This window comes from Variovorax sp. YR216, assembly GCF_900107745.1.
GTDB lineage: Bacteria > Pseudomonadota > Gammaproteobacteria > Burkholderiales > Burkholderiaceae_C > Variovorax.
In genome coordinates this window covers 34,781-58,280 of sequence record NZ_FNRO01000026.1, presented here as the reverse complement: position 1 = coordinate 58,280, position 23,500 = coordinate 34,781, and the positions used below count along the sequence as shown (strand labels likewise).

At 66.2% G+C, this 23,500-nt stretch carries 16 protein-coding genes and 1 pseudogene; 11 read left to right on the top strand and 6 right to left on the bottom strand.

The genetic code is table 11. The features are described 5' to 3' along the window. Positions 1 to 7 precede the first annotated feature (7 nt). From BLW05_RS33040 to BLW05_RS33030, 3 genes are read left to right on the top strand one after another with little or no spacing between them, the layout of a single operon-like run. The gene (locus BLW05_RS33040; protein ID WP_093168769.1) at positions 8 to 1,375 is read left to right on the top strand and encodes a multicopper oxidase family protein; all 1,368 of its coding nucleotides are present in this window, start codon (positions 8 to 10) and stop codon (positions 1,373 to 1,375) included. 23 nt (positions 1,376 to 1,398) lie between these two features. Continuing rightward, positions 1,399 to 1,899 (top strand): cupredoxin domain-containing protein, encoded by a 501-nt coding sequence (locus BLW05_RS33035; RefSeq protein ID WP_093168767.1) that lies wholly within the window; start codon positions 1,399 to 1,401, stop codon positions 1,897 to 1,899. A 23-nt stretch (positions 1,900 to 1,922) separates the two neighbouring features. Continuing rightward, positions 1,923 to 2,276 carry a copper-binding protein gene (locus BLW05_RS33030; protein WP_093168765.1) on the top strand — a complete coding sequence of 118 codons (354 nt, stop codon included), beginning with the start codon at positions 1,923 to 1,925 and terminating at the stop codon, positions 2,274 to 2,276. Positions 2,277 to 2,334: 58 nt separating this feature from the next. Here BLW05_RS33030 and BLW05_RS33025 read toward each other — a convergent pair whose 3' ends face one another. Then, on the bottom strand, positions 2,335 to 2,937 hold the full coding sequence (locus BLW05_RS33025; protein ID WP_177142915.1) for a TetR/AcrR family transcriptional regulator: 603 nt from the start codon (positions 2,935 to 2,937) through the stop codon (positions 2,335 to 2,337). 89 nt (positions 2,938 to 3,026) lie between these two features. Here BLW05_RS33025 and BLW05_RS33020 point away from each other — a divergent pair, with 89 nt between their 5' ends. From BLW05_RS33020 to BLW05_RS33010, 3 genes are read left to right on the top strand one after another with little or no spacing between them, the layout of a single operon-like run. After that, complete coding sequence (locus tag BLW05_RS33020) at positions 3,027 to 4,199, top strand: efflux RND transporter periplasmic adaptor subunit (RefSeq protein ID WP_093168761.1); 1,173 nt, start codon at positions 3,027 to 3,029, stop codon at positions 4,197 to 4,199. Between the two features lie 4 nt (positions 4,200 to 4,203). Then, positions 4,204 to 7,353 carry an efflux RND transporter permease subunit gene (locus BLW05_RS33015; protein ID WP_218135269.1) on the top strand — a complete coding sequence of 1,050 codons (3,150 nt, stop codon included), beginning with the start codon at positions 4,204 to 4,206 and terminating at the stop codon, positions 7,351 to 7,353. A 3-nt stretch (positions 7,354 to 7,356) separates the two neighbouring features. Next, a complete protein-coding gene (locus BLW05_RS33010; RefSeq protein WP_093168757.1) occupies positions 7,357 to 8,817 on the top strand; it encodes an efflux transporter outer membrane subunit in 1,461 nt (486 codons plus the stop codon). On the opposite strand, the gene BLW05_RS33005 is transcribed toward BLW05_RS33010, so the two are convergent. Then, the gene (locus BLW05_RS33005; RefSeq protein WP_093168755.1) at positions 8,814 to 9,731 is read right to left on the bottom strand and encodes a LysR family transcriptional regulator; all 918 of its coding nucleotides are present in this window, start codon (positions 9,729 to 9,731) and stop codon (positions 8,814 to 8,816) included. The two genes, BLW05_RS33010 and BLW05_RS33005, sit on opposite strands and share 4 nt — an antisense overlap. A gap of 199 nt (positions 9,732 to 9,930) precedes the next feature. On the opposite strand from BLW05_RS33005, the pseudogene BLW05_RS33000 reads away from it, so the two are divergent. The 5 genes and pseudogenes from BLW05_RS33000 (at position 9,931) to BLW05_RS32980 (ending at position 17,612) form a co-directional block, all read left to right on the top strand. After that, positions 9,931 to 10,679: pseudogene (locus tag BLW05_RS33000) on the top strand (SDR family NAD(P)-dependent oxidoreductase). Positions 10,680 to 10,867: 188 nt separating this feature from the next. Further along, positions 10,868 to 13,210 (top strand): endopeptidase La, encoded by a 2,343-nt coding sequence (lon, locus tag BLW05_RS32995; protein WP_218135268.1) that lies wholly within the window; start codon positions 10,868 to 10,870, stop codon positions 13,208 to 13,210. Positions 13,211 to 13,228: 18 nt separating this feature from the next. Beyond that, a complete protein-coding gene (locus BLW05_RS32990) occupies positions 13,229 to 15,208 on the top strand; it encodes an erythromycin esterase family protein (RefSeq protein ID WP_093168752.1) in 1,980 nt (659 codons plus the stop codon). 12 nt (positions 15,209 to 15,220) lie between these two features. After that, positions 15,221 to 15,874 (top strand): dienelactone hydrolase family protein, encoded by a 654-nt coding sequence (locus BLW05_RS32985; protein ID WP_218135267.1) that lies wholly within the window; start codon positions 15,221 to 15,223, stop codon positions 15,872 to 15,874. Between the two features lie 118 nt (positions 15,875 to 15,992). Then, positions 15,993 to 17,612 (top strand): long-chain-fatty-acid--CoA ligase, encoded by a 1,620-nt coding sequence (locus tag BLW05_RS32980; protein ID WP_218135266.1) that lies wholly within the window; start codon positions 15,993 to 15,995, stop codon positions 17,610 to 17,612. 19 nt (positions 17,613 to 17,631) lie between these two features. Here the strand turns inward: BLW05_RS32980 and BLW05_RS32975 are convergent, their stop codons facing one another. The 4 genes from BLW05_RS32975 to nirB are packed head-to-tail and all read right to left on the bottom strand — an operon-like array spanning position 17,632 to position 23,114. Then, positions 17,632 to 19,368 carry a bifunctional protein-serine/threonine kinase/phosphatase gene (locus BLW05_RS32975; protein WP_177142914.1) on the bottom strand — a complete coding sequence of 579 codons (1,737 nt, stop codon included), beginning with the start codon at positions 19,366 to 19,368 and terminating at the stop codon, positions 17,632 to 17,634. A gap of 7 nt (positions 19,369 to 19,375) precedes the next feature. Next, positions 19,376 to 20,188, bottom strand: coding sequence for a formate/nitrite transporter family protein (locus tag BLW05_RS32970; protein ID WP_093168748.1), 813 nt, complete (start codon positions 20,186 to 20,188; stop codon positions 19,376 to 19,378). Positions 20,189 to 20,239: 51 nt separating this feature from the next. Then, positions 20,240 to 20,584, bottom strand: a complete 345-nt coding sequence (nirD, locus tag BLW05_RS32965; protein WP_093168746.1) for a nitrite reductase small subunit NirD — start codon at positions 20,582 to 20,584, stop codon at positions 20,240 to 20,242. A 19-nt stretch (positions 20,585 to 20,603) separates the two neighbouring features. Then, positions 20,604 to 23,114 carry a nitrite reductase large subunit NirB gene (gene nirB / locus BLW05_RS32960; protein ID WP_093168744.1) on the bottom strand — a complete coding sequence of 837 codons (2,511 nt, stop codon included), beginning with the start codon at positions 23,112 to 23,114 and terminating at the stop codon, positions 20,604 to 20,606. Positions 23,115 to 23,500 lie beyond the last annotated feature (386 nt).

Here is a 23,500-nt window from a genome sequence, read left to right as displayed (position 1 = left end):
CCAGACCATGTCCAATCGTCGCCATTTCTTCAGGGCCGCAGGTGCCGTTGCGCTGGGTGCCACGGCAGTCAGCCGCGTCAGTGCCGCGGCCCTGCCGGAAGCAGCCGTCCAATCGGCCGCGTCTACGCTGCCGCCTCCGCCGCCGCCCAGCGGGCGGCCGTTCAATCCTGTCGTGACGCTCAACGGGTGGTCGCTTCCCTGGCGCATGCGCAACGGCGTCAAGGAGTTCCATCTGGTCTGCGAGCCGGTGGTCCGCGAGTTCGCGCCCGGCATGAAGGTCAACATGTGGGGCTTCAACGGCTCGAGTCCCGGCCCGACCATCGAGGCGGTCGAAGGGGACCGCGTGCGCATCTTCGTGACCAACAAGCTGCCCGAACCCACAGCCATTCACTGGCATGGCGTGCTCGTGCCCTCCGGGATGGACGGCGTGTCCGGCCTGACGCAGCCGCCGATTCCCGTCGGCAAGACCTTCGTCTACGAGTTCACCCTCCTGCGGTCGGGGTCGCACTTCTATCACACGCATCTGGACGAGCAACTGCAGCTCGCCCTGGGCATGTACGGCTGCCTGGTCGTGCATCCGAAGGACCCGGACTCCATGAAGGTCGACCGCGACTTCATGTTCATGCTGGCTTCCTACGACGTGGAGCCCGGGGCCATGACGCCCAAGGTGAGCACGATGACGGAATTCAACATGTGGACCTGGAACAACCGGGTGTTCCCGGGCATCGACCCGCTGGTGGCTCGCACCGGCGACCGGGTTCGCATCCGCGTCGGCAACCTGACGATGACGAACCATCCCATTCACATGCACGGTCCTCACTTCGAGGTGACGGGCACGGATGGTGGCTGGGTTCCCAAGGCGGCGCGCTGGCCGGAGGTGACGACGGACATCGGCGTCGGGCAGCTTCGGGCCTTCGAGTTCGACGCGATTGCCGGCGACTGGGCCATCCATTGCCACAAGTCGCACCACACCATGAACGCCATGGGGCATGACGTGCCGACGATGGTGGGCGTCGACCAGAAGGGCCTGGCCGAGCGCATCACGAAACTCGTTCCGGACTACATGGTCATGGGTGACAAGGGCATGCACGACATGGCCGACATGGAGATGCCGCTTCCGGACAACACCTTGCCGATGATGACGGGCTCGGGGCCGTTCGGTCCCGTCGCCATGGGCGGCATGTTCAGCGTCGTCAAGGTCCGGGACAACGTTCGGCCCGGGGACTACAAGGACCCAGGCAAGTACAGGCACCCGCCCGGCACCGTCGCCCACGAGTGGCGGGGCGAAGTCCCCAGCCCGATGCGCTCCAAGGTCGACACCCCGGCCGCAAGCAACCTCCAGGTCCGCCGCCCGAACGGGCATGAGGGCCATTGATTTCCCATTGATCGCGACAAACCATGAAAACCAACATCATCAGATCTGTCTTGTCGGCAACCGCGCTTGGCGTCCTGTCGGCAAGCGCAATGGCTCACGGCGACGAGGAACATGCCAAGGCGCATGTGTTCGACCCATCGAAGGTGGAAGCCACTGCCTTCGGCCAGGAGGGCAATCCGAAAAAGGTCTCCCGCATCATCCATGTCGGCATGAGCGACAACATGCGGTTCAGCCCGGCGTCCATCTCGGTCAAGCGGGGCGAGACCGTGAAGCTCTTGGTCCGCAACGACGGCCGGATCCTGCACGAGATGGTGCTCGGCACGAAGGAGGCACTGAGGGAGCATGCCGAGCTGATGAAGAAGTTCCCCGAGATGGAACACGCGGACCCGAACATGGCGCACGTGAAGCCTGGGAAGTCGGGTGAAATCGTCTGGCAGTTCACGAAGGCCGGCGAGTTCGAGTTCGCGTGCCTGCAGCCTGGGCACTTCGAGGCGGGCATGGTTGGCAAGGTGGAGGTGAAATGAAACGCAGAGGACTGGCCACACGCATGAAGCTGAATCAAACCCTGTTCGCGCTCGCCCTCGCGGGTGCGTCCCTGGCTCACGCGCAGTCGAGCGAGCCCGTCGACCACGCCGCTCACCACACGCAGTCCGCTGCCAGTGAGCAGGCACGGTGGTCCGAAGGCGAAGTGCGCAAAGTCAACCGCGAGGCGGGAAAGCTCACGCTCCGGCATGGACCGCTGGAAAACCTGGACATGCCTGCCATGACGATGGTGTTCACCGTGGCAGACCCGAAGCTTCTGGATGGACTGAACGAAGGTGACAAGGTGCGATTTGCGGCCGACAGGAAGGACGGGAAGTTCGTGGTGACGGCCATCGAACGGGTCAGTTCCGCACCGTGATTCCGACAGTTGCCGATCGAGAAGCTGCCCTCGCGCACCATCGCACCGTCTGGTTCGCCTATGCCCCGTTGATCGCTGCAATGACCTTCTCGTAGAGCGCCAGCATTTCCTCCCGAGGCGCCTGCAGCTGCGTCATTCGACGTGCCACGGTGCCCTCGATGAGCACCGCGATGGCCTCGCACCGAGCGGCGGCCTGCGCTTCCGTGAGGTCGGGAAAGCGCCGCATCATCTTTCGCCGGGCTTCCAGCTGGCTACGCTGGTCCGCCTGTCGCACCATCTGAGCGATCTCGGGGTTGCGCGTGGCCTCGGCGCTGATCTCGAACATCAGGATCGCGTCTTCCCGATGCCTCGCATCCCACTCCACCGCGCGCGAGGACAGGCGCTCGGGTGTCGCGGGGCTGTCGGGATGGCTCGCCATGCGGGCGATGCGCCGCTCCACGATGTCGTTGACGATCGCCAGGACGATGGCGTCCTTGCTGGGAAAGTAGCGATAGATCTGGCCGACGCTCATCCCGGCAACCCGGGCCACTTCGGACATGGGCGTGGCATGAAAGCCCTGGCGCAGGGCGCATTCGCGCGCGGCCTCGACGATCTGGGCGCGACGGATGGCGTCCCGCTCCTCTCGGGATGGGCGACGGCTAGGGGTCGATCGGGCGTTCACGAGAACTTTACCTTTCAGACATGGGGTAAACCCTATACCAATTGAGAATGAACGTTCACTGTCTCATTCTAGTTCGCACGGAGGATTCCATGAACCGCCCCGTTATCGCGCTCCTCGCGTCCGCCATGGTGCTGGCCGCCTGCGGAAAGTCGCCGGCGCCACCCGGTGCTTCCACCACCGAGGTGGGCATCGTCACGCTGCACGCGCAGGCCGTTCCCCTCCAGCAGGAACTCGCGGGCCGCACTACCGCCGCGCTGTCGGCGGATGTCAGGCCCCAGGTGGGCGGCATCATCAAGTCGCGCAAGTTCACCGAAGGCGCGCGGGTCCAGTCCGGCGATGTCCTGTACGAGATCGACCCGGCCAGCTACCAGGCCACGGCCGATCAGGCCCGGGCTGCCTGGACCAGCGCCAAAGCAGCTGTCGAGGCGGCCCGCCTGAAGAGCGAGCGCTACAAGGAACTGCTGACCATCCAGGGCGTCTCGAAACAGGACGCGGAGGATGCGCGTGTCGCCTACGAGCAGGCGCTGGCCAACGTCGAGCAGACCCGCGCCGCCTACGAAAGCGCCCGGATCAACCTGGACTACACGAAGGTCCGGGCGCCCATTTCCGGACGTATTGGCACCTCCAGCGTCACCGCCGGCGCGCTGGTGACGGCCGGCCAGACCACGGCATTGGCCACCATCCGCGCGCTGGATCCGATGTACGTCGACCTAACCCAATCCAGCGCGTCGCTGCTGCGACTGCGCCGCGCGCTGGCAGGCAGCGCCGTGCAGGCCGGCAGCACGACGGCCAAGCTCAAGCTGGAGGACGGCACGGACTACGTCCATGCGGGCACGCTGCAGTTTTCCGAGGTGGCCGTGGATGAGGCGACCGGCTCGGTCACCCTGCGGGCGCAGTTTCCCAACCCCGAGGGCACGCTGCTGCCGGGCATGTACGTCCGCGCCGTGCTCGACCAGGCGGTGGATCCGAAGGCGATCCTCGCGCCGCAGCAGGGCATCACACGCGACCCCAAGGGCAATGCCACCGCCATGGTGGTGGATGCCCAGGGGCAGGTCGAGGTGCGCCAGGTCACGGCCGAGCGCGCCGTTGGCGACAAATGGCTCGTCACCCAGGGCCTGGCAGATGGTGACCGGCTGATCGTCGAAGGCACCAGCAAGGTCAGGAGCGGCGCACGGGTCAAGACGGTCGAGGTGACCGCACCGCCCGCCAACCCATCCGACACGACGGTGGCCAAGGGTGCCGCCACGACGCAGGAGCGCTGACATGGTGGCCCGCTTCTTCGTCAACCGGCCCATCTTCGCGTGGGTCATCGCCATCGTCATCATGCTGGCGGGCGCGCTGTCCATCACGACGCTGCCGATCGCCCAGTATCCCGACGTCGCGCCGCCCACGGTCCGCATCTCGGCCACCTACACCGGCGCCAACGCGCAGACGGTCGAGAACAGCGTGACGCAGGTCATCGAGCAGCAGCTCACCGGCCTCGACGGCATGCTGTACTTTTCATCCACCAGCAGTTCGGCCGGCACGGCGACGATCAACGTCACCTTCAAGCAGGGCACCAACCCCGACACCGCCCAGGTGCAGGTGCAGAACAAGGTGCAGCAGGCCCTCACCCGCATGCCGTCGTCGGTGCAGGCACAGGGTGTCACCGTCACCAAGTCGCAGACCGACTTCCTGATGATCGTGGCGCTCTACGACAAGACCGACAAGGCCAGCGCGAGCGACATCGCGGACTACATGGTCAGCAACATCCAGGAACCGCTGGCGCGCCTGGAGGGCGTGGGCAACGTTCAGGTGTTCGGCTCGCAGTACGCCATGCGGATCTGGCTGGATCCGCAGAAGCTCGCTTCCTACAGCCTGATGCCCTCCGACGTGCAGTCGGCCATCGAGGCGCAGAACACACAGGTGACGGCCGGCAAGATCGGCGCGCTGCCCTCCTCCGCCACCCAGCAGCTCAACGCGACGGTGACCGCGCAATCGATGCTGCAGACGCCCCAGCAGTTCCGCGACGTCATCGTCAAGCACGACAGCGCCGGCGCCGCCGTGCGGCTGTCGGACGTGGCGCGGGTGGAACTGGGCAGCGAATCCTATGACAGCGTCACGCGCCTGAACGGCCATCCTGCATCGGGCATTGCGATCCAACAGGCGCCGGGCGGCAACGCGCTGGCCACCGCCGAGCGCATCTACGCCAAGATCGACGAGTTGCGCCCCACCCTGCCCGATGGCTACGCGGTGGCCTACCCCAAGGACAGCACCAAGTTCATCAAGATCTCCATCGAAGAAGTCGTCAAGACGCTGATAGAGGCGATCGCGCTGGTGGTGGTGGTGATGTTCGTGTTCCTGCAGAACTGGCGCGCGACGCTCATCCCGGCCATTGCCGTGCCCGTGGTGCTGCTGGGCACGTTCGGCGTGCTCTCGGTCTTCGGGTACTCGATCAACACGCTCACCATGCTGGGCATGGTGCTGTCCATCGGCCTGCTGGTGGACGACGCGATCGTGGTAGTGGAAAACGTCGAGCGCGTCATGGCCGAGGAAAAGCTGTCCCCGAGGGAGGCGACCATCAAGTCCATGGGCGAGATCACGGGCGCGCTGGTGGGCATCGCCACGGTGCTGTCGGCCGTGTTCCTCCCGATGGCCTTCTTCAGCGGCTCGACCGGCGTGATCTACCGCCAGTTCTCCATCACCATCGTTTCGTCGATGGCACTGTCGGTGCTGGTCGCGCTCATCCTGACGCCGGCGCTGTGCGCCACGCTGCTCAGGCAGCATGACCACGACGGGCCGCGCGGCGGCCTTGCCGGCCGCTTCAACCGCGCGCTGGACCGGCTGCTCGGCCGCTACGAGGGCCGCGTCGCCCGCATCCTCAAGGCGCCGCTGCGCTGGATGGGGGTCTATGCACTGATCGTGGCAGCGCTGGCCGTGATGTTCATGCGCCTGCCCACCGGCTTCCTGCCCAGCGAGGACCAGGGCCAGGTGATGGTGCAGTACACGCTGCCCGTGGGCGCCACGATGAACCGCACGCTCAAGACCAGCCAGGAGATCGAAAAGCACTTTCTCGACGAGGAAAAGGACAACACGTCGGTGATCTTCACCGTGGGCGGCTTCAACTTCAGCGGCAACGGCCAGAACGCCGGCATGGCTTTCGTGGAGCTCAAGGACTGGGACCAGCGCCCGGGCCGCGCCAACACGGCCGATGCCATCGCCGGACGCGCCACGCGCGCCCTGTCGTCCGACCGCGATGCGCAGATCTTCACGCTCAATCCACCCGCGGTCTCGGGCCTGGGGCAGTCGAACGGATTCGACTTCCAGCTGCTGGCCAATGCGGGCACGTCGCGCGCGCAGCTCAAGGAGATGCGCAACCAACTGCTCGGCAAGGCAGCGCAGAGCACACAGCTCGCGGCAGTGCGCCCCAACGGCCTCGAGGACACGCCGCAGCTGGCCATCGACGTCGACACGGCCAAGGCCTCCGCGCTCGGCCTGGCGACCAGCGACATCAACAACACGCTCAGCGCCGCGTGGGGCGGGATCTACGTGGACGACTTCGTGGACCGCGCCCGCGTCAAGAAGGTCTACATGCAAGGCGATGCGTCCTTCCGCTCGAGCCCCGAAGACCTGGGCGACTGGCGCGTGCGCGGCAGCACGGGCAGCATGACGCCCTTCTCCGCCTTCGCCACTTCGCGATGGACCTACGGCCCCGAGAGCCTGTCGCGCTACAACGGACTGGCCTCCTACGAGATCATGGGTTCGGCGGCCAACGGGGTGAGTTCAGGCACCGCGATGGACAAGGTGGAGCAGCTCGCCGGCGCCTTGCCGCAAGGCAGCAGCCACGCCTGGACCGGCCTGTCGTACCAGGAGCGGCTGTCCAGCGGACAGAACGCCAAGCTCTATGCGATCTCCATCCTGGTCGTGTTCCTGTGCCTGGCAGCCTTGTACGAGAGCTGGTCCGTTCCCATCTCCGTGCTGCTGGTCATTCCGCTGGGCATCATCGGCGCGGTGATGGCTGCCTCGGTGCGCGGCCTGGAGAACGATGTCTACTTCCAGGTGGCCCTGCTCACCACGATCGGCCTGTCGGCCAAGAACGCCATCCTGATCGTGGAGTTCGCGGAAGCCGCGTACCTGCGCGGCCAGGGTCTGGTGGCCGCCGCCCTCGAAGGCGCGCGCCTGCGCCTGCGCCCCATCCTGATGACCTCGCTGGCCTTCGTGGCGGGCGTGATGCCGCTGGCCGTCTCGACGGGCGCCGGCGCCAACAGCCGGGTGTCCATCGGCACCGGCATCGTGGGCGGCACGGTCACGGCGACCCTGCTGGCCATCTTCTTCGTGCCGCTTTTCTTCGTGCTCGTGCGGCGACTGTTCGCCGGGCACGCGGCGCGCAACGATGCCTCGCCCGCGAACGCCAATGCGTCGACCGAAGGAGCCTGAACGATGCGCAAGACTTTGACATCTCTCGCCGCCGCGCTGGCATCCGCACTCGTGCTGAGCGGTTGCGCTTCCCTGGCGCCCGATTACCAGCAGCCGGCCTCCCCGGTGCCCGCACAGTGGCCCTCCGGCGAAGCCTATGCGGGCGACAGCGCCAACCGCGCGACCGATGCAGCGAAGACTGCCGCCGACATTCCCTGGCGCCAGTTCATCCTGGAGCCGCGCCTGCAGAAGGTGATCGAACAGGCCCTGGACGGCAGCCGCGACTTGCGCAAGGCGCTGGCCAGCGTGGAGTCGGCGCGCGCGCAGTATGGCGAGCAGCGTGCCGCCCTGTTCCCGACGGTCTCCGCGGGCGTCAGCGGCAACCGCTCCCGAAGCCTCACCAGTGATTCCACCCGCAACAACAACAGCTCGGCCATCGGCCAGAGCTACACAGCCAGCGCGTCCGTCAGCTCGTACGAGCTGGATCTGTTCGGCAAGGTGCGAAGCCTTTCCGACGCCGCACTCGAAAGCTACCTGTCGAGCGCGGAGGCCGCCCGGGCGACCCGCATCACGCTGATCGGCGACACCACCAATGCCTGGATCCTCCTGGCTGCCGACCGGAGCCGTCTCGCCACGGCCCGCGAGACACTGCGGAGCGCCGAGCAGTCGATGGGCGTCACGCGCAAGCGGCTGGAACTGGGCGTTGCAGCGCGCTCCGACCTGAGCGACGCCGAGACGATCTACCAGCAGGCACGCGCCGACGTGGCCAGCTACACCGCCGCCGTCGCCCAGGACCGCAATGCACTGGAACTGTTGGCCGGCGGGCCGGTGGCGGACGATTTGCTGCCCGACGGGCTGCCCGCAGAAGGCCAGTCTGCGGGTTGGCTGGCCGACGTGCCTGCGGGCCTGTCTTCATCGGTGTTGCTCAGCAGGCCCGACGTGCAGGAGGCCGAGCACCAGCTCAAGGCGGCCAATGCCAACATCGGGGCTGCCCGCGCGGCCTTCTTTCCCTCGGTGTCGCTCACCGGCTCCGGCGGCATCGCCAGCGCCGCGCTGGCGACGCTGTTCAGCGGCGGCACGAGCGTGTGGGCCTTCGCCCCGTCCATCTCGCTGCCGATCTTCGACGGCGGGGCCAACCGTGCCGGACTCGACTACGCCAAGTCCCAGAAGAACGTCTATGTCGCGGCCTACGAGCTGACGATCCAGACCGCCTTCAAGGAGGTGGCCGACGCGCTGGCCACCCGCGGCACGATCGGCGAGCAGCTGTCGGCTCAACAGGACCTGGTGCGCGCCTCGCAGGAAAGCTACACCTTGGCCGAAGCCAGATACACCCGTGGCGTAGACACCTATCTGGCAGCGCTGGTAGCGCAGCGTACGCTCTACAGCGCCCAGCAGACGCTGCTCACCACGCGCCTGAACACGCTTCAAAGCGGTGTGACTCTGTACCGTGTCCTTGGCGGCGGCCGGGTCAGCATGCCCGGCTAAGCGATCGGAGTACCGGCAACCCTGGCTGGAAACCGCTCGACCAGCCAGTCGATGAACACCCGCAAGCGATGCGTCACATGCCGGTTATGGGGATAGACGACATGAAAAGGATAAGGTGACGGCCGCCACTTCTGCAGGATCTCGACGAGCGCCCCATCGCGCAGGGCCGGTCCGGCTGCATAGGAGAAGGTCTGGATGATCCCCAGCCCCGCCATGCCGGCGGCCAGGTGCGCGTTGCTCTCGTTGACGCCGAATCTGTGCTCGACCTTGATCTCCGATTTCTCGCCCCGGTGTTGGAAGCGAAACGGAATGGCCCTGCCGGTCAGGGCCGAGACGTAGCTGATCAGCCGGTGTCCATTCTTCAACTCGTCGGGATAGGCCGGGACACCATACTGCTTCAGGTAGCCGGGTGTGGCACAGGTGACCATCGCGGCCTCGCCAATGGCGCGCGCCACGAGGGATGAACTGTCGAGCGGACCGCCACGGATGACGCAATCCACGTTGCCGCTGATCAGATCCACTGCGCGGTCGGACACCCCGAGGTCGATCCGGATGTCAGGGTAGCGTGCCACGAACTCCGGCAGCAGTGGAATCAGCACGTCGCGGGCGGTCGATCCCCCCACGTCGATGCGCAGGTGTCCTCGTGGCTTGCCGCGGGCTACGTTGAACGAGCTGTCGATGTCGTCCAGGTCCTGAAGGATTCGCGTCGCCTTGGCGTAGTAGTCCTGACCTTCGCGCGTGACGGTGACCTTGCGCGTGGTCCGCTGCAGCAGCCGCGCGCCCAGATGGGCTTCCAGCTCCTGCACGAGCTTGCTCACGGTTGCATTGGGCATGTCCAGCGAATCCGCTGCCCGGGTAAAGCTGCCTGCTTCGACGACGCGGGCGAAGGCGCGTATGGCCTGCAGTTGATCCATCTGTTCCGCTCCTCCCTCGATTGACCCGTCAATTATCCATGGGTATGGATAGTCATTCCATTATTTTCCATTTTTCTCCTGATGGCCGGTGCCTACATTCACCCCATGCGTTCACTGCGCCGCGCAGCAAGCAAGCAAGCAAGCGATGAACTCCGTGGACGCAGGCCATCCACCCCTTCTTCACGAAATGGAATACGTCATGAGCAAGCAACTGAATGGAAAAATCGCACTGGTCACCGGTGGCAGCAGCGGCATCGGCCTGGCAGCCGCCCGGGAACTGGTTGAGCAGGGGGCGCGCGTCTTCATCACGGGGCGCCGGCAGGCCGAACTCGATGCAGCGGTCGCTCGCTGGGCCCTGCCGCGACGGGAATCCGTGCCGATGCCTCGGTACTGTCCGACCTCGATACGGTCTACGCCCGGATCGCCATGAACGCCGGCAAGCTGGACATCCTCTTTGCCAACGCCGGGGGCGGGGACATGATGCCGCTGGGCGCGATCACCGAAGAGCATTTCGACCGCATCTTCGGCACCAACGTACGCGGCGTGCTGTTCACCGTGCAGAAGGCGCTTCCACTACTCAGCAACGGGGGTTCGGTCATCCTGACTTCGTCGACCACCTCGATCCAGGGCACGGCCAACTTCAGTGTCTACAGCGCCAGCAAGGCCGCGGTCCGCAATTTCGCCCGCTCGTGGGCGCTGGACCTCAAGGACCGCGGCATCCGGGTCAACGCGGTCAGCCCCGGCCCGATCCGCACGCCCGGACTCGGCGGCCTGGTCCCTGACGAGGCACGCCAAGGGCTCTTCGACGCGCTGGCCTCCCAAGTGCCTCTTGGTCGCCTGGGCGAACCCGAGGAGATCGGGAAGGCAGTGGCCTTCCTCGCCTCCGACGCAGCCAGCTTCGTCAACGGCATCGAGTTGTTTGTCGACGGAGGGATGGCTCAGGTCTGAGGGCAAGGGCGGCGCGGAGATCGCCCTCGGCAGCCTGAATCAGCGCAAGCCGACGGTCGACGCGCTGCAGGCCTTGCCGGAGATCCCTTTGGCGAGCCATGGTGAAGTGATGGCATTCCTCTTGACGTGCATCAATCCGCCGGAGGGTCTGGTTCCTAACATGGACAGATCAGACGTGAGGAATGGCCATGACCACCGAGCCCGGACTGCCACCCAGTGTGGTGGCGTTGATCCCGATGCGGAACTTCGTGCTGTTTCCGCACGCGCTGACCGCGATCAGCGTCGGGCGTGATCCTTCGATTGCCGCACTCCGATACGCGCTCGAGAACCAGATTCCCGTGGGCATCGTGCTGCAGAAGGACGCGGAGGAGGAAACGCCTGCCTTCGATTCGCTGCACGCCATCGGGACCCTCGCCACGATCGTCCACCACGTCGAACCCGAGCAGGGGCAGCACCATGCCGTATGTCAGGGCATGCATCGATTCCGCCTGGTCGAGGCCTGCGGCGGCTACCCTTTCCTGGCGGCAAAGATCGCCGAGATCGAACAGGACGCGGACACTTCTCCCCAGGCCGAAGCGCTGGAACTTCAATTGCGCGAGCGCGCCATCGAACTGCTTTCGTTGCTCCCCAGCGTGCCTTCGGAACTCGTGCAGGCGCTGCAAACCACGCGCGGCCCTTCGGCACTCTCGGACATCGTGGCCGGCGTGATCGATGTCGAGGTGAACGAGAAGCAGGAACTGCTGGAAATGGTCGCGACGGTGCCGCGGGTCGAGAAGCTGCTCAAGCTGCTCTCGCATCGTCTGGAAGTGGTGCGCCTGTCCCGCGAAATCGGAGAACGCACCAAGGAACAGATCAACGACACGCAGCGCAAATTCCTGCTGCGCCAGCAGATGGAGACCATCCGCCACGAACTCGGCGAGGACGATGCGAACGCGGAAGAACTCCGGCGCATCGACGAAGCCATCGCCAAGGCCGGCATGCCGGCCGATGCCGAGTCACATGCGCGCAAGGAACTCCAGCGACTCCGCTCCATGTCGGACGCGAGCAGCGAGTACGCCATGCTGCGCACCTACCTGGAGTGGATGGTGGAACTGCCATGGAAGAGCCTGGGCATGCCGCCAATCGATCTTGCCGCAGCGCGTGCAACGCTGGAGGCCGATCACTTCGGACTCGAGTTTGTCAAGAAGCGGGTCCTGGAGTTCCTCGCCGTGCGCAAACTCAACCCCGAGGGGCGAGCTCCCATTCTCTGCTTCGTGGGACCGCCCGGGGTCGGCAAGACATCGCTGGGCCAGAGCATCGCGAGGGCCATCCAGCGGCCCTTCGTTCGGGTGTCGCTTGGTGGCGTGCACGACGAGGCGGAGATTCGCGGGCACCGACGCACCTATATCGGCGCCCTGCCGGGCAACATCCTTCAGGGCCTTCGCCGAGCGGGATCGCGCGACGCGGTGATGATGCTCGACGAAGTCGACAAGCTCAGTGCGAGCGCGCATGGCGACCCCTCGGCCGCGCTGCTCGAGGTGCTGGACCCTGAGCAGAACGGCACCTTCCGCGACAACTACCTCGGCATCCCGTTCGACCTGAGCCGGGTGGTCTTCATTGCCACCGCGAACGTGATCGACAACGTTCCCGCGCCGGTGCAAGACCGGATGGAGGTGATCGAACTGCCTGGCTATTCGCAGGAGGAAAAGCTCAACATCGCGCGACGCTACCTTGTGCCCCGGCAACGCGAGGCCAACGGGCTGAAGGAAGATCAGTGCGCCCTGACCGAAGCGGCCATCGCCGACATGATTGCGAACCGCACGCGCGAGGCGGGCGTGCGTCAACTGGAGCGCGAGATCGGCCGCGTGATGCGACACGCGGCGATGCGGGTGGCGGAAGGCACGACGCCGTCGGTCGAAGTCGATGCAGCCGACCTGGACGCCGTGCTCGGCCCTGCACGCTTCGAGCACGAGGCTGCGCTTCGCCGCAGCATCACCGGCGTTGCCACGGGCCTCGCATGGACACCGGTGGGCGGCGACATCCTCTTCATCGAAGCCGCGCGCATGCAGGGCGATGGCAAGCTACACCTGACCGGGCAACTGGGCGATGTCATGAAGGAAAGCGCGCAGGCTGCGTTCACCCTGGTCAAGACCCGCGCGCAATCGTTGGGGATTCGGCCGGAGGTGTTTGACGTGAGCGACGTGCACCTCCACATCCCGGCCGGCGCGGTACCCAAGGATGGCCCCAGCGCGGGCGTGGCCATGTTCATCGCGCTGGCATCGCTGTTCTCGGACAGAACGGTGCGGCACGACGTCGCCATGACCGGCGAGATCAGTCTTCGTGGCCTGGTGCTGCCCGTCGGGGGAATCAAGGAAAAAGTGCTTGCGGCGCAGCGCGCGGGACTTTCGGCCGTGCTGCTGCCCGCCCGCAATCTCAGAGACCTCTCGGACGTGCCCGGGACCGTACGCGCGTCCCTGCGCTTCGTTGCCCTTGAAACGGTCGACGACGCAATCGCGGGTGCGCTCAATCCGGAACCTTCGCCCGGCACCTAGCAGACAGAGGGTGATGCCATGCCTTCAACCAACTTCGAGCACCTTCGCAACGCCATGGTCGATGAACAGATCGCGGGGCGTGGCGTGCGCGCCGCCGCGGTCCTGGACGCGATGCGCACCGTGCCTCGCGAGGACTTCCTGCCGGAGTCCCTGCGCGAATTTGCCTACGAGGACGCGGCGCTGAAAATCGACGCGCATTCGTCCCTTCCCCAGCCGTACCTCCTCTCGATCATGGCCGAGGCGCTCGCGATCGATGGACAGGCCCGGGTGCTCGAGATCGGCTCGGGCACGGGCTACGCAACAGCGGTGTTGGCGCGGCTGGCGTCCAAGGTCTACAGCGTCGAGCCGGATGGTGCCACCGCAGCAAAGGCCGCGGGTCTCTTGCGGCGTCTCCATTGTCCCCACGTCCACGTCGTGCATGGCGATGCCAACCGGGGCCTTCCGGAGCACGGCCCCTACGATGCGATCCTGGTGCATCCTGATGGCGCCGACATCGTCGCTGCACTGAAGCCGCAGCTCGCGGTGGGCGGGCGCATGGTGGTGTCGGTGGGCAAGGACCCGGCTGTGCGGGAGTTGGTCCGCCTGACGCGTATCGGCCCCGAAGAATTCGCAGTCGAGGACATCGCCGACATCCGGGTCTCGCCGCTCGATGTCGACGGTATCCGCGTCCGTTCGCGCCGCGATACGCGCCAGACGCCAGACGCGACGTTGTCGCAGGGCATCGCTCGCGCTTGCGAGCGCCTCGCAAGCATCGACGACGCAGATCTCGAACCACTGCTGGCCCGCATCGGCGATGCACGCGTCGTACTGCTCGGCGAGGCAACGCACGGCACCTCCGAGTTCTACCGGATGCGCGAGCGCATCTCGCGCGCGCTCATCGAACGCAAGAAGTTTCGCTTCGTTGCTATCGAGGGGGACTGGCCGGACACGGCGCGGATCGACCGCTACGTGCGCCATGGCCGCCATCGCCCGTCGAAATGGACCGCCTTCGCACGCTTTCCGACCTGGATGTGGCGCAATCATGAGGTTCGCGCGTTCGTCGAATGGCTGCGCGGACACAACGCCGGCCTTGAAGAGCGCGACAAGGTGGCCTTCCATGGCCTGGATCTCTACAGCCTCTACAACTCCATCCATGCGGTGGTGGGCTACCTGGAGGATGTGGACCCGCCGACTGCCGGCATTGCCCGCCGGCGCTATGGCTGCCTCACGCCGTGGCAGTCCGATCCGGCGAGCTATGGCTACGCGGCCCTCAACGCGAAGTACCACAGCTGTGAACACGAAGTGGTGACCATGCTTGGCGAGCTGCTTCACAAACAGCAGCACTATGCCGAGCGGGACGGCGAGCGCTTTCTCGACGCGGTCCAGAACGCCCGCCTGGTCGCCAACGCCGAGCGCTACTACCGCACCATGTACTACGGATCGCGCGCGTCCTGGAATTTGCGGGACAGCCACATGTTCGACACGCTGAAACTGCTGCTCGCCCATCACGGGCCGGGCAGCAAGGCCATCGTGTGGGCGCACAACTCGCACATTGGCGATGCCCGGGCCACGGAAATGTCGCACCGCGGGGAGCACAACATGGGTCAGCTCTGCCGCGTCGAGTTCGGCCGCGACGCCTGTCTCGTCGGTTTTGGCACGTACGGTGGCACCGTCGCCGCAGCGACCGAATGGGACGGTCCGATGGAGATCAAGACGGTCCAGCCTTCGCTCCCGGGCAGCTACGAAAAGCTGCTTCACGACACCCACGTCCCGAATTTCATACTGCCGCTGCGCAGCCCCACCCCCGTCGAGGTGCTCGAGGGTCTGTCGACGGCGCGGCTCGAACGCGCAATCGGCGTGCTCTACCGTCCCGCGACGGAATTGCAGAGCCACTATTTCCAGGCAGTTCTGTCACGCCAGTTCGACGAATACATCTGGTTTGACCAGACCCGCGCCGTGACGCCGCTGCCGACTGAAGCCATCGAAGGCGTTCCGGAGACCTACCCCTTCGGACTTTGACGTGGGCGCACCATGACAGAACCGATCTCGATGACCATCGGCCCTCACCGTCTCGAAGGTGAGCTCTACTTGCCGAAGCCGCTGCGCGGCGTCGTCGTGTTCGCGCATGGCAGCGGCAGCAGCAGACGGAGCCGCCGCAACCTTCATGTGGCACGCGCGCTTCAAAACGGCGGACTGGGCACGCTACTGTTCGACCTTCTCACACCCGAGGAGGCAGAAATCCGAACCAACGTGTTCGACATTCCGCTCCTGTCGCAGCGAGTGCTGCTGGCGCTGGACGCCCTGGCTGCGATTCCCGCGGCGCGGCAGCCCATTGGGCTGTTCGGCGCGAGCACCGGGGCTGCGGCGGCGTTGGTTGCCGCGGCCCTCCGGCCAGAGGCGGTACAAGCCGTGGTCTCCCGCGGAGGACGTCCGGACCTCGCCATGGATCACCTCGGCATGGTCCGCGCGGCGACGCTCCTGATCGTGGGCAGCGAGGATCGCGAGGTCCTTGCGATGAATCAGACGGCACTGCGCGAGATTCGCTGCGTGAAGCGCCTGGAAGTCGTGCCACGTGCAACCCATCTCTTCGAAGAGGCAGGTGCGCTGGAAACAGTGGCTGGTCTGGCCCGCGCGTGGTTCGTCGAACATCTTCGCGTCGCTCCTGAACGCGACGCGACCGCCTGAACTCGCGCTTGGGCCTGACCCAACGCATTGCCTGTAGCGGCACCTGACGGCTCGCTGCTTTCCGATTGCCAAAGCAATCTGGAGCCCCCGACAATGGGCGCCCACCGGATCCATTCGATTGAAGAACGCCCATGGCGATCCCAATCCCGCTCACAAGCGGCTCGGGATGACGAGGAGGTTTATGTCTACCCTGACCGACTTCACCGCAGTCCTTTCCAGTTGGGACGCACAACGATCCGATGAGGTGGCAATCACCTTCTGCGGGTCGCAGTGGACGTGGGCCGAACTCGCCGCGCGTGTCCGACGCAATGCAGCAGCCCAACGGGCGGCAGGGCTGCGCCCTGGCGATCGGATCGCCGTGCTCGACTTCAACCATCCATCGTGTCTGGAGCTGACGCTGGCCTGCGCCCAAGTCGGCACCGCCAATGCCGTGGTCAACTTCCGGCTTGCACCACCCGAGATGGTCTACGTGATCAACGACGCGCAGGCTCGTCTTCTTTTCGTCGGACCGGAGTTCGCGGGCGCTATCGAACAGATCCGCGATCAGCTGCCGACGGTCGAGCGAGTGATCCGCATCGGCGGGCCGGAAGACGAATACGAAGCATGGCTTGCCGCACAAGAGCCGGATGCCAAGGCCCGGCCTGCCCACCCGGATGACTGCTTCGTGCAGCTGTACACCTCTGGAACGACCGGCTTTCCGAAGGGGGCGATGCTCACCCATCGTGGAATGCTCGCGCATGCGCGCAATGTCGCGGTCGACCAGGACATGGGCCCCGACGCAAGGGTCCAGGTGGCGATGCCGCTGTATCACGTCGGCGGCACCAGCTACGCGCTGGTAGCGATCAGCCAGGGGGCCCGGATCGCGATGCTGCGGCTGCCCGATCCGGCGGCGGTGCTGGAGATGCTCGAAGCAGAGAAGATCACTCACACCTTCCTGGTGCCCGCGCTGATGGCCATGATCAACAAGGTGCCCGGTGCGGCCGACCGGGACTACTCGGCTTTGAAGACGCTGTCCTATGGGGCCTCGCCGATGCCGCTACCGGTGATGCGTGCATCCCTCGCGCTTTTCCCCGGCGTGATGCAGCAGGTCTATGGAATGACCGAGGAATGCGGCGTGGTCAGCGTGCTCGGGGCGGCGGACCACGCCGATCCATCGGTGGCCCACCGGCTGGTATCGGCGGGCAAGCCGATCCACGGCGTCGAAATCAAGATCTGCGAGCCCGGCACCGGCGAGCCCGTTCCGACCGGCGCGCCCGGGGAAATCTGGGTCCGAAGCGAACAACGCATGGGTGGCTATTGGGGAAAGCCGGAAGCCACTGCGGCCGTGTTCACGGCGGACGGCTGGCTGCGCTCCGGGGACGGCGGCCACATGGACGCCGACGGCTACCTCTACGTCACCGATCGCATCAAGGACATGATCATCAGCGGTGGCGAGAACATCTATCCCGCCGAGATCGAACGAGTGCTCGCCGAGCATCCGTCCATCGATGACGTCGCCGTGATTGGCGTGCCGGACGAGAAATGGGGCGAGGTGCCCAAGGCGGTGGTCGTCGCGACACCTGGAACCGCCATCGACGTCGATCAAGTCCTTGCGTACTGCCGCGAGCGGCTGGCGTCATTCAAGTGCCCGAAGTCCATCGATGTCGTTGCCGCGCTGCCCCGGAACCCGACTGGAAAGATTCTGAAGAAGGATTTGCGCAAACCCTATTGGACGGGACGAGAGCGCCAGATTGTTTAAGCCGTCCATGTTGGTCCGGCTATTGGCCGGCGATGCGCAGGCCCAGCATCAGCACTGCGGCGGCCGCGCAAACAACCGTCGTGAACTGCCAGAAGCGCACGGGGTCCCGCTCGATCAGCGGCGGCGCCCTGCGACGCAGGAACTCCTGCCCCGGCGTGCGCAAGTCGCAGACGAACTCGGACACCGCCTGCTGCCGCTTCGCCGGATCAGGGTACAGCGCCTTTTGCAACACCGCATCGAGCCACTCGGGCAAGTCGGGGCGCAGGTGCCGCACTGGCACGTATCGAAGCCGAAGGGCATCGGCGCGGGTTCGGACCCTCGGGACATGCAGGCCATAGGGCAACTGCGCGGTGAGCATCCGGTAGGTGATGACCGCCAGCGAGAACAGGTCCGACCGCGCGCTGCCGCCGTGCCCGGCGAAGTACTCGGGCGCGGTGTACTGCAATGTCCCTTCTATGGCGATCGCGCGATTCCCGCTCGCAGCGTCGGCGAGGCCCGCCACATGGGTCGTCGCGAGGTCGATGATCTTGACAGTGCCGCTGCGGTCGATCATCACGTTCTCGGGCCGAAGGTCCTGGTGCAGCATTTCCCTGCCGTGCAGTGCCTGCAGGCCGCTGGCCAGCTGCTCGACGATGCCGCGCACGCTGTCCAGCGTGGGGCGGGGGTGGTCGATCATCCATTGCGCCAGCGTATGGCCGTCGATGAACTCCATGGCGACGTACAGGTGATTGCGCGGCCGCTCGATCGCGCTGGCCTTGAGCACGTGAATGCTGTCAACGCGACGCGCGACCCACTCTTCGAGAACGAAGCGGTCCAGGTAGTCCGGGTTCTCGCGCAGGTCGACCGACGGGAGCTTCAGCACCACCTGCTGGCCGGTCGCTTCATCGACCGCGAGGTGCACATGGCTCCGGGAGCTCACGTGCAGTTCGCGCACCAGCTTGAAGCCCTCGAAGCTCGCGCGATGCGGCAAGGGCGGCGCGATCGCGAGGCCCTCGCGCTGAAACTGGAGTTGCGCCGCATCCGCCGTCGGGAGCTCGTCGATGCGCAGAAGCTGCACCGTGCTGTCGTCCTCGCCGCCTTTCGTGCGGGCCAGCGCCGCGAGCATGCGCGCAGCTTCGTCCAGGTTGTCGCCGCACTGCGCAAGTGCGTCGTGCACCGCCGGCGCATCGATGTGCGCATACGCACCGTCGGTGGCCAGGAGGTAGACCTCGCCGGCTTCCGCCTGCCAGCAGCGGTAGTCGATCTCGACATTGGGCGCGGCGCCCAGTGCGCGGCCAAGATACGACTCCACCGAGGACACGTGCACGCGATGGTCCTCGGTGAGCTGCTCCAACGCGTGCGGGTGGAGGCGATGGATACGCGTGTCGCCCACATGCAGCATGTGCAGGTCGCGGCCCTTGAGGATCAGCGCGCTGAAGGTGCAGACGTAGCCGCTGTCCTTGTCGAAGCGTGCATGGCTGCGCATGTTCTGTGCGTGCAGCCACGAGTTGGTGGCGTTCAGCACCCGCTGCGCCGACCGGCGCAACGACCATGCCTCGGAGGTCGCGTAGTAATCGTCGAGGAATCCGCGCACCGCCGCTGCGCTGGCGATCTGGCTCACGCGGCTGGAGCCGATGCCGTCCGCCAGCGCAACCGCGATGCCCTTCGAGGCGCGCAGCGATCCCTCCGGCAGCATCGCGCCGTGGAAGTCCTGGTTGACCGGACCGGCTCCGGCCAGCGAGTGCTGGCCGAGCGTGACGCGCAGCGTCTTGCGCAAACCGCGCTCAGCTCACGACGCGCTTGGGCGCCGTCTTGTAGTGCGTCGCGTACAGCGTCGCACCGACGAAGGTCAGGCCGCCGACCAGGTTGCCGAGCACGGTCGGGATCTCGTTCCAGATCAGGTAGTCCATCAGCGTGAACTTGCCGCCCAGCAGCAGGCCGCTGGGGAACAGGAACATGTTGACGATGGAGTGCTCGAAGCCCATGTAGAAGAAGACCATCACCGGCATCCACATGCCGATGGCCTTGCCGGACACCGTGGTGGACATCATCGCGGCGACCACGCCGCTCGACACCATCCAGTTGCACATCACGCCGCGGATGAACAGCGTCAGCATGCCCGCAGCACCGTGCGCGGCATAACCCAGCGTGCGGCCCTCGCCGATGTGGCCGATCTTCACGCCGATCTCGTTGGGGGCCTGGCTGAAGCCGAAGGTGAAGATGATCGCCATGAACACCGCCACCGTCAGCGCGCCGGCGAAGTTGCCGGCAAACACCAGGCCCCAGTTGCGAAAGCAGCCGCGCCATGTCGCGCCGGGGCGCTTGTCGAGCACGGCCAGCGGCACCAGCGTGAAGACGCCGGTCAAGAGGTCGAATCCCATCAGGTAAAGCATGATGAAGCCGACCGGAAACAGCATCGCGCCGACCAGCGCATTGCCCGTGTTCACGGTCACGGTCACCGCGAAAGCCGCAGACAGCGCCAGGATGGCACCGGCCATGTAAGAGCGGATCAGCGTGTCGCGCGTGGACATCAGCAGCTTGGATTCGCCGGCATCGACCATCTTGGTCACGAATTCGGCAGGGGCGAGATAGGCCATGGGATTCCTTGAGGACGTGAAGAGGGAATGAAGGTCCGAGTGGTGGGTGAATCAGGCGAGCGCGACCAGCACGCGGCCTTCCTGCAGGCGCACCTCATGGGCCCGAACCGAGTGCTCGGGCGCCTCGATGCATTCGCCGCTGCGCAGGTCGAAGTGGTTCTTGTAGAGAGGCGACGCGACGACGATGCGCTCGCCGATGCTGCCCACCAGCCCGCGCGAGAGCACGCTGGCGCCCGCCTTGGGGTCGACGTTGTCGATGGCGTAGAAGTCCTGCTGCTGGCCGACGCGGAAGATCGCGACGTGTACGCCGTCAACGAGGGCGCACACGCCGGTGTCGGGGAGGATGTCGCCGGCGGCGCACACGGCGGTCCATTGGGTTTCAGTGGCGGTGGTCATGTGATGTCCTCGGGGTGATTCAGGCGACGGCGCGTTCCTCTGCGCGGGCGGGCCGGATCTGGCCACGCTCCTGCACGAAGACGATGTGCTCGTCCGGCTTCTCGCTGTTGACGAAGGAGCGGAAGCGCTGGCGGGTGACCGGGTCGTTCACTGCGGTCTTCCATTCGCACTGGTAGGTGTCAACCACGTGCTGCATCTGCGCTTCGAGCTCGGCGCCGAGGCCCAGCGTGTCCTGGATCAGCACGCCCTTGAGGTAGTCGAGGCCGCCCTCGAGGTTCTCGCGCCAGGTGCTGGTGCGCTGCAGCCGGTCGGCGGTGCGCACGTAGAACATCAGGAAGCGGTCGATCAGCCGGATGAGGCCCGCCTTGTCGAGATCGGACGCGATCAGTTCCGCGTGGCGCGGCTTCATGCCACCGTTGCCGCAGACGTAGAGGTTCCAGCCCTTGTCGGTGGCGATGATCCCGACGTCCTTGCCCTGCGCCTCGGCGCACTCGCGGGTGCAGCCCGAGACGCCGAACTTGATCTTGTGCGGCGCACGCAGGCCCTTGTAGCGGTTCTCCAGCTCGACCGCGAGGCCGACGCTGTCGTCCACGCCGTAGCGGCACCAGGTCGACCCGACGCAGCTCTTTACCGTGCGCAGCGACTTGCCGTAGGCATGGCCGGATTCGAAGCCGGCGGCGATCAGTTCCTCCCAGATCAGCGGCAGCTGCTCCACGCGCGCGCCGAACAGGTCCACGCGCTGGCCGCCGGTGATCTTGGTGTAGAGGCCGTACTTCCTCGCCACCTGGCCGACCGCGATCAGGCCTTCCGGCGTGACCTCGCCGCCGGGCATGCGCGGCACGACGGAATAGGTGCCGTCCTTCTGGATGTTGCCGAGGAAATAGTCGTTGCTGTCCTGCAGTCCGGCGAGGTCCTTCTTGAGCACGAACTCGTTCCAGCACGACGCAAAGATGCTCGCGGCCGTGGGCTTGCAGATGTCGCAGCCCAATCCCCTGCCGTGCTTCGCCAGGAGGTCGTCGAAGCTGCGGATCTCGCCCACGCGCACCAGGTGGTACAGCTCCTGGCGCGAATAGGGGAAGTGCTCGCACAGATGGTTGTTGACCGCCAGGCCGCGCCTGGCCATCTCCGCCTTCATGACCTGTCCGACCAGCGGCAAACAGCCGCCGCAGGTGGCGCCGGCCTTGGTGCAGGCCTTGAGCTCCGCGGTGGTGCATGCACCTTCGCCGACCGCTGCGCAGATCTGGCCCTTGGTGACGCTGTTGCACGAGCAGATCTGGGCGCTGTCGGGCAGCGAGTCGACGCCGAGTCCGGGCTTGGCCTTGCCGTCGCTCGACGGCAGGATCAGGAATTCCGGATCGGCCGGGAGCTGGATGCCGTTCAGCGCCATCTGCAGCAGCGTGCCGTATTCGGCCGCGTCGCCGACCAGCACCGCGCCGAGCAGCTCCTTGCCGTCTTCGCTGACCACGATCTTCTTGTAGATGTTCCTGTGCTCGTTGACGTACTGGTAGGCGCGGGACTTCGGCGTCCTGCCGTGCGCGTCGCCGATGCTCGCCACATCCACGCCCATCAGCTTGAGCTTGGTGCTCATGTCGGCGCCGGTGAATGCGGCGTCGTCCTGGCCGGCGATGTGCCGGGCGGCCACGCGGGCCATGTCGTAGCCCGGGGCGACGAGGCCGAAGGTCTGATCGTTCCACGACGCGCATTCGCCGATCGCGTACACATCGCGGTCGCTGGTGCGGCAGTGGCTGTCGATCGCGACGCCGCCGCGCGGGCCGACCGCCAGCACGCATTGGCGCGCGAGCTCGTCGCGCGGGCGGATGCCAGCGGAGAAGACGATCATGTCCGTCTCCAGATGCGTGCCGTCGGCAAAGACCATGCGATGCCGCGCGGTCGCGCCGTCGACGATCTCGACCGTGTTGCGGCCGGTGTGCACGTGCACGCCGAGTTCCTCGATGCTGTTGCGCAGCGCGCGGCCACCGCCCTCGTCGACCTGCACCGCCATCAGGCGCGGAGCGAACTCGACGACATGGGTTTCGAGGCCCAGGTCGCGCAAGGCCTTCGCGCATTCGAGACCCAGCAGGCCGCCGCCCACGACCACGCCGCTCTTCGACCGTGCGCCGCAGACCTTCATCGCTTCGAGGTCCTCGATGGTGCGGTAGACGAAGCAGTTCGGCCGGTCACGGCCGGGCACCGGCGGCACGAAGGGGCTGGAGCCGGTCGCCAGCACCAGCTTGTCGTAGGCGATGACCTCGCCGTCGGCGGTGGTGACGGTGTTGTTGCGCCGTTCGACCGCCACTGCGCGTGCAGCAAGGCGCAGCGTGAAGCCGGTGCGCTCGAAGAAGCCGGACTCGACGAGCGTGAGATCTTCGGCCGTCTTGCCAGAGAAGAACTCGGACAGGTGAACCCGGTCGTAGGCCGGGCGAGGCTCCTCGCACAGCACGGTGACTTGCGCCCCGGGGAGGCCAAGCTCTTCAAGCTGCTCCAGAAACTTGTGGCCCACCATGCCGTGGCCAATCACTGCGATTTTCATGTCGGATTCCTGCACGCGGCCGCCCACGCGACGGGATGTGGACCACAGGAATGAGGCCCCCGGCGCGAACGGATGCGAATTGGGTTGGAACAGGCGAACGGGTGGCGTCGTTACCGGTCGTTCGCTCGACTCACGCCGTCATTGGCGGAGGGACTGCAAAAGTCCGCGGCCGCGTGGCGGCGGGACAGTGCAGGCTGTGGAGCAACAACCGTGCCCGGCCCTGATGGGCCGATTTTTCGGGGTTCGGCGGGGGTTCGGCCCCCCTGAAGGGGCCGGCGGCGTCTCGCAGCGCGCTGTTCTGGCGCACGCGTTGCCGGTTTGGTGCGCCGTCGCCTGGGGGAATGCGGGCGGCGCGCACGAGCACCGGGTCCGTATCGCCGGAGAAA

Excerpts from the sequence above, each read along its gene's own strand:
- BLW05_RS33010 (WP_093168757.1), top strand. The coding sequence starts at position 7,357 with ATGCGCAAGACTTTGACATCTCTCGCCGCCGCGCTGGCATCCGCACTC.
- BLW05_RS32990 (WP_093168752.1), top strand. The coding sequence starts at position 13,229 with ATGCCTTCAACCAACTTCGAGCACCTTCGCAACGCCATGGTCGATGAA.
- BLW05_RS33040 (WP_093168769.1), top strand. The coding sequence starts at position 8 with ATGTCCAATCGTCGCCATTTCTTCAGGGCCGCAGGTGCCGTTGCGCTG.
- BLW05_RS33020 (WP_093168761.1), top strand. The coding sequence starts at position 3,027 with ATGAACCGCCCCGTTATCGCGCTCCTCGCGTCCGCCATGGTGCTGGCC.
- BLW05_RS33030 (WP_093168765.1), top strand. The coding sequence starts at position 1,923 with ATGAAGCTGAATCAAACCCTGTTCGCGCTCGCCCTCGCGGGTGCGTCC.
- BLW05_RS32985 (WP_218135267.1), top strand. The coding sequence starts at position 15,221 with ATGACAGAACCGATCTCGATGACCATCGGCCCTCACCGTCTCGAAGGT.
- BLW05_RS32970 (WP_093168748.1), bottom strand. The coding sequence starts at position 20,188 with ATGGCCTATCTCGCCCCTGCCGAATTCGTGACCAAGATGGTCGATGCC.
- BLW05_RS33005 (WP_093168755.1), bottom strand. The coding sequence starts at position 9,731 with ATGGATCAACTGCAGGCCATACGCGCCTTCGCCCGCGTCGTCGAAGCA.
- lon (WP_218135268.1), top strand. The coding sequence starts at position 10,868 with ATGACCACCGAGCCCGGACTGCCACCCAGTGTGGTGGCGTTGATCCCG.
- BLW05_RS33035 (WP_093168767.1), top strand. The coding sequence starts at position 1,399 with ATGAAAACCAACATCATCAGATCTGTCTTGTCGGCAACCGCGCTTGGC.
- nirD (WP_093168746.1), bottom strand. The coding sequence starts at position 20,584 with ATGACCACCGCCACTGAAACCCAATGGACCGCCGTGTGCGCCGCCGGC.
- nirB (WP_093168744.1), bottom strand. The coding sequence starts at position 23,114 with ATGAAAATCGCAGTGATTGGCCACGGCATGGTGGGCCACAAGTTTCTG.